The sequence below is a fragment of the Neisseria sp. HMSC31F04 genome (assembly GCF_001807735.1).
Lineage (GTDB): Bacteria > Pseudomonadota > Gammaproteobacteria > Burkholderiales > Neisseriaceae > Neisseria > Neisseria elongata.
In genome coordinates this window covers 1-5,383 of record NZ_KV790773.1, presented here as the reverse complement: position 1 = coordinate 5,383, position 5,383 = coordinate 1, and the positions used below count along the sequence as shown (strand labels likewise).

Below are 5,383 nucleotides of genomic sequence, written 5' to 3'. Positions count from 1 at the left end.
TACGACGACCACCTGATTTATAAGTTCTGACGACAAGCGGCATGCGACTCTTAAAGATATAAGATAATCCCCGTTTAACAGACCATTAAATGGGGATAAATTTATGCAAAAGCTGATACAATTTCCTACACTGCGACGGTGCAAAAGCTGCCGCCAATTCGGGCAAAAGCTGCCGCCGCCTTACAGACGATAAAAAATTAATAACTGGTGTAGCTAATTTAATTGTTTCATTCCAAGTTTTTTTCATTGCTATTTGCCTCTAACATGTTTACGAATAACGGCTTGCCAATCAATCCTGACTCCTGATGGACCATTGGGATGCGATGTGCCATATAAAGTTATCTCACCTTTTTCAAGTTGTCCCCTTAATGCATCTTGAACAACAGCAAGTTTCTGACAAGCAGTCATCCCAGGTATTTTTACTCTTTGTGCTACTCTTAGTGCTTGATTTACTGCCTTGGTATAAGCACCATGACCCGCATAATGCAAAGTTTTTCCATATCCATTACGGGAGTAATTACCGATTACAGATGATAAATCATGATTTTCTAAACGTCTCCTACACCACTGATGACTCATTTGCAACTGATGACGATTCTTCTGTGTCCGCCGCTCTGTTTTATGGCGACCATGTCCTGCGCCACGTCGCCCAAAGGTCTTACACCAAAATCAAAGCCCTGAGCCACGATGTCCAACCAACTGTTGCTGATCAGAATCTCCACGTCCACCTCGGGAAACGCCGCCAAAAACGACCGCACTTGGGGGTAAATCAGGTAATAGGCGGGGTTTTCGGCAGCATTAATCCGCAGCCTGCCCGACACTTTGCCGCGCAAATCGCCCAACGCCGCCAGCTCCTCCTGAATGCCGCCAAACATTGGCGCAATCCGCTCATACAGCCGCTGCCCCGCCTCGGTGGGCGACATGGAACGGGTGGTGCGGTTTAACAGCTTGGTATTTAAGCGGTTTTCCAAATCGTTTATACGGTGGCTGAGTGCCGACGGCTGCACCCCGAGCGACTGCGCCGCACGGCTGAAATTGCCGAGTTTGACGACTTGGGTGAAGGCGTAAAGATCGTTGAAGTTGCGGTTGGTGGTCATAACTGAATACTCTAATTATTTAAAATCTACTCTCTATTAAAAATGCATTTTTCTAATTCTTTATAAACTTCCATATTAGGTGTAATGTATTTTGATAGTTCTATCTTGAACTTATCAGGGTTAATAGAGCAAGAAATTTGACACAAATTTTTAATATACCCAACTAGAGATTTAACATCTTCATCATAAATGTTAGAAATTTTTATATCGTATGTACTTTCATCTAAACAACAACCTTTATTTTGGCAATAAGTAGTTAATACTTCTTTGTTAAATAGGTAATTTTCAATCTCCCATCTTTTCATTATTCTATGATTATCATTGTTATTTTTTAAATATTCCTGCCTATCTTGTTTAGTAGTAGTTTTTCCAGATGCTATATCTCTATCTTTAAAAACCCATATTTCTAAATCAGGAAAAACCTTCCCTAATATCGCAAGCGCAATCTCACTTCTTTGATCTATTTCGGTATTACCACCACTAGATACAAAAACAGTATCAGGATAAGCCTCTCCAAAAATATTATTTAAAACCTGAGCATCCATTCCTTGTTCTTGTGCTCTCTTATTGGTTTTACCTTCATAATAAATAATTCTTCTGGGTGCAATTAGCTCTGTTAAATCATCTAATGCGGTGGCAAATATGGCTTGCCAGTTTTTCCGATTTGGCTTGATGGCTTCTAAAATAACCGGTTCACTTGCATATTTTGTTTTATCATCAAATTGAATAACTTGAGAAATATCAGCGAAATCACTCTGAATAGCTCTCATAAAACCAATGCTGTGCGTAGCAATCCAAATTTGTCCTTCATCATCAATAAGGTTATTTATTTCGTGAAGTAATTTTCGTTATATAGCTGTATTAATATGCAATTAAGGTTCATCAATAAGATAAATCATTCCTTTATATTCTGATTTTCTTAGATAAAGATCTAAAATAATATCAACAACTTCCTTTTCTCCTGAGGAAAGATGATTAAAGGAAAATTTTAGATCTGAATCTGATTTTTTAAAGAATATAGAACCCTCTCCTTTTTCAACATTACCCAAATTAACAATTTCCAAGTCTAAACATCTTTTTATTGAATCATTTAAATCCCCCATAATATATTCTTTTGCTTCTGATGGCTTTACATTCTTTTCTTCTAAATAATCCCTATATTGTGTCAATAATAATCTGTAGTTATTTTCTATTCTATCATCTATATGAATAGTAGATATTTCGCCATCTTCATTTTCTTGAATGCGTTTAACAGCTTTTATTTCTTTAATATCTAGACTCGTATTATATCTATATGGACTTCTTATTGATATTTCATTATTTTTATGAATTATCTCATTTTCATCCTTATCTAAAACTTTAATTGAATCTCATCGGTTATCTTTATTTCTCCAAAAATGCTGTGGAATATATCCTTTTGAAACTATAGGGGAGCTAGCAGTAATTACTTTGGAAACAAAAGCATCTAGTACACTACTTTTACCGCACCCATTTGGTCCGATTAAAGCTATTATTTTTTTAGGCTCTTTTCCTAAATCAATTGTTAGATCGTGGAATCTTTTAAAATCTTTAATTGAATTTTTGAAACTCGCATTGTTTTTTCCTTTAAATTAGTAGTTTTAATAAAATCACTAAATAGTGAAATCCATTATTTAGGATTCACCCACCAACCAATCCACCACATGCACCACCTTAACTCCATCCACTTCGCCCACGTCCATTCGGTTCGCGGTCAGCACGGTTTTTTGATAATTATCAGGCAGGTTGACTAGATTGCCGACTTCTCGGTTGCTGTTTTCGGGCAGTTGCATGGCGACTTGGAAATACTGAATTTCCGCGCCTTTTTTCGCTACGAAGTCAATTTCGGTGTTGTCGTAGCTGCCCACGTCCACTTGGTAGCCACGGCGCAGCAGTTCGATAAACACAATGTTTTCAATCTGATGTCCGAAGTTGTCGCGGAACGATTTGTTCAGCGTGGCGTTGCGCAAGCCCGTGTCCACGCTGTAATACTTGGCTTGGGTGCGCAAGTGGGCTTTGCCGCGCAGGTCGTAGCGGCGGGCTTGGTAGAAGATGAACGCCTGTTCCAGCAGGTCCACATATTTGGCAATGGCGTTGTTGCTTGCGCCCGTACCCTCGTTTTTCAGGGTGTTGGCGATGTTGTTAATGGAAATGCTGTTGCCTGTTTCACTCAATAAAAAGGCGGCGAGGCGGCTCAACACGCCGTCGTTGCGCAGGTTGGCACGCTCGCTCACATCTTTGAGTAAAATCGAATTGAAAATGCCGTCCAAAATCGTGCGGCGCACTTCTTCGTCTTCCACCAACGCCGTGGCGGGGAAACCGCCGCGCTGCACATATTCGGGAAAAAGTGTGTCCGGCACGCCGTCGAATTGGCGGAACTGCATATATTCTTGAAATGAAAGGGGAAACACGGGAATTTCCACCATTCGCCCCACCAGCAGCGTCGCCAGCTCGCCCGACAGCAGCGAGGAATTTGAGCCCGACAGATAAATATCCGCATCCAAATCCACCCGCAGGCTGTTCACGGCATCTTCCCAGCCTGCAACCCGTTGAATCTCATCAAAAAACAGATATATTTTCTGCCCCGCCTGCGCACGCTCCATCACATAGCGGTACAGCGTTTCGGCGGCGCGCAAGGCTTGGTGCTGCATGGATTCAAAGTTCAAAAACACAATCTGTGCCTCTGCCACGCCGCTGGTTTGCAAATAACGGCGGAACATTTCCAGCACAAAAGTCTTGCCCGAACGGCGCACGCCGGTGATGACTTTGATAAATTCGCTGTTTTGGTATTTTTTCAAGCGGTTGAGATAAATGGGGCGATCAAATACAGTTTGCAGCATAATGAAAACTTCCTAAATTTTTCCATATTGTTTTCATTATAATGCAAATTTAAAGGATTTTACAGGCTGATTTTCAGTATAGTGAAAATAAAAGGTCGTCTGAAAGCCTGATTACTGAATTTTCCTCACAACGGCATTGCCATTTCCCCTAATTATCAAACCAACACAAATCCCTATAATGCGTTCCATCGATCAATCAACCGGCAGGATTTAAAATGAAACGTCTTAAAACCACTTTATTAACCATAATCTTAACCGCAACCCTCGGAGGCAACGCCATGGCAGCAGACTACCGCAACAACCCATTCACTTTGACTTACGACCACGCCATCACAAAAAACGAGGCGGGCAAAGTGCAAATCCACCCCGTCAAATATGTGCAAAAACAGACCGGCATTGAAGTCGCCGCCAATGTGTACACACCCGCCAATTTTGACCCGAGCAAAAAATATCCGGCCATCGTGGTCGCCCACCCGAGTGGCGGCGTGAAAGAGCAAGTGGCGGGCTTATACGCGCAAAAACTCGCCGAACAAGGTTATTTGACCATCGCCTTTGACGCCGCCTACCAAGGCGCAAGCGGCGGCGCACCGCGTTACACCGACAAACCGCAAAACCGCATTGAAGATATCCGCGCCGCCGCCGATTTCATTAGCCAATATAAAGGCGCAGACGCAAGCGAACTCGGCTTGCTCGGCATTTGCGGCGGTGGCGGCTACGCCGCTGACCGCCACCGAAAACCAATATTCGATGGTGTTCCGCCAACCCGAGCGGTCGCTGTTTGATTTTTGTGCCGAACGAAACATCGGCTTTGTGGCGTACAGCCCTTACCCATTGCTTTTTCTAAGACAGGAATAGTCGGGTCATTTTTTGGCAATCTGCCGATAACGGTTTGTATCCAATTGTCACTCATTTGCATATGCCCGCCTGCCGCACTGGGGATCAGATGCATGGCATTTTTCACGATCTGTTTGCTGTCTGCCAAAACAACCTGTCCGGTGGGTGTGACAAAAACATGGTCAAAGCCGTTGTTGCTGCCGTATTTGCCGCCGGGAATGACCCGCCAGCCCATTTCTTTTGCCCAAGCGTTAACCACTTTTGCTCGGTCAGCTTTCCGTCTTTATCCAAACCTTGCTTGATCTTATCCACATTTTTTTGCTGTGATTTGGGTGCATCTAATGAAATCCCGTTTCCAATGAGTTTGCTGCCTATACGGCCTCGATTAGTAGGGGTTGCAGTAGTTGGGGGTGGGATATTTTTGAGTCTGTTAACTTTATCTAGTTCTGCCCGAAGATTTTTATAATTTCGTTCGGTATCTTGACGTATGACCCCCACTCCATTGACATTTTCCATTACTTCTATCAATGGAACATTGATACCATGTTCTTTAAGCAGGTATTCGGGAACGCTGTCGGCACCGTGATGGGCAGT

The 5,383-nt window shown here is 42.9% G+C and carries 9 protein-coding genes; 2 read left to right on the top strand and 7 right to left on the bottom strand.

From position 1 onward, the window contains the following. Positions 1-249: 249 nt before the first annotated feature. From HMPREF3107_RS11740 to HMPREF3107_RS02105, 6 genes are all read right to left on the bottom strand, one after another. Complete coding sequence (locus HMPREF3107_RS11740) at positions 250-579, bottom strand: hypothetical protein (protein ID WP_141742805.1); 330 nt, start codon at positions 577-579, stop codon at positions 250-252. Further along, positions 576-1,097, bottom strand: a complete 522-nt coding sequence (locus HMPREF3107_RS02115) for a LysR family transcriptional regulator (protein WP_070452844.1) — start codon at positions 1,095-1,097, stop codon at positions 576-578. Before HMPREF3107_RS02115 ends, HMPREF3107_RS11740 begins: the two co-directional genes overlap by 4 nt. Positions 1,098-1,123: 26 nt before the next feature. Beyond that, positions 1,124-1,867 carry a hypothetical protein gene (locus tag HMPREF3107_RS12255; RefSeq protein ID WP_210391368.1) on the bottom strand — a complete coding sequence of 248 codons (744 nt, stop codon included), beginning with the start codon at positions 1,865-1,867 and terminating at the stop codon, positions 1,124-1,126. A 102-nt stretch (positions 1,868-1,969) separates the two neighbouring features. Beyond that, positions 1,970-2,266: a hypothetical protein gene (locus HMPREF3107_RS12250; protein ID WP_210391366.1), complete on the bottom strand. Its 297-nt coding sequence runs from the start codon at positions 2,264-2,266 to the stop codon at positions 1,970-1,972. A 201-nt stretch (positions 2,267-2,467) separates the two neighbouring features. Next, positions 2,468-2,671, bottom strand: coding sequence for an AAA family ATPase (locus tag HMPREF3107_RS12770; protein WP_210391372.1), 204 nt, complete (start codon positions 2,669-2,671; stop codon positions 2,468-2,470). Positions 2,672-2,749: 78 nt separating this feature from the next. Continuing rightward, a complete protein-coding gene (locus HMPREF3107_RS02105; protein WP_070452841.1) occupies positions 2,750-3,955 on the bottom strand; it encodes an ATP-binding protein in 1,206 nt (401 codons plus the stop codon). Between the two features lie 215 nt (positions 3,956-4,170). Here HMPREF3107_RS02105 and HMPREF3107_RS02100 point away from each other — a divergent pair, with 215 nt between their 5' ends. Both HMPREF3107_RS02100 and HMPREF3107_RS12765 read left to right on the top strand, forming a co-directional pair. After that, positions 4,171-4,737, top strand: a complete 567-nt coding sequence (locus HMPREF3107_RS02100) for an alpha/beta hydrolase (RefSeq protein ID WP_246828565.1) — start codon at positions 4,171-4,173, stop codon at positions 4,735-4,737. Then, on the top strand, positions 4,703-4,810 hold the full coding sequence (locus tag HMPREF3107_RS12765; protein WP_371327471.1) for a hypothetical protein: 108 nt from the start codon (positions 4,703-4,705) through the stop codon (positions 4,808-4,810). Before HMPREF3107_RS02100 ends, HMPREF3107_RS12765 begins: the two co-directional genes overlap by 35 nt. Positions 4,811-4,912: 102 nt before the next feature. Here the strand turns inward: HMPREF3107_RS12765 and HMPREF3107_RS12040 are convergent. After that, a partial coding sequence (locus HMPREF3107_RS12040; protein WP_168160504.1) for a hypothetical protein occupies positions 4,913-5,383 on the bottom strand: 471 nt, incomplete at its 5' end.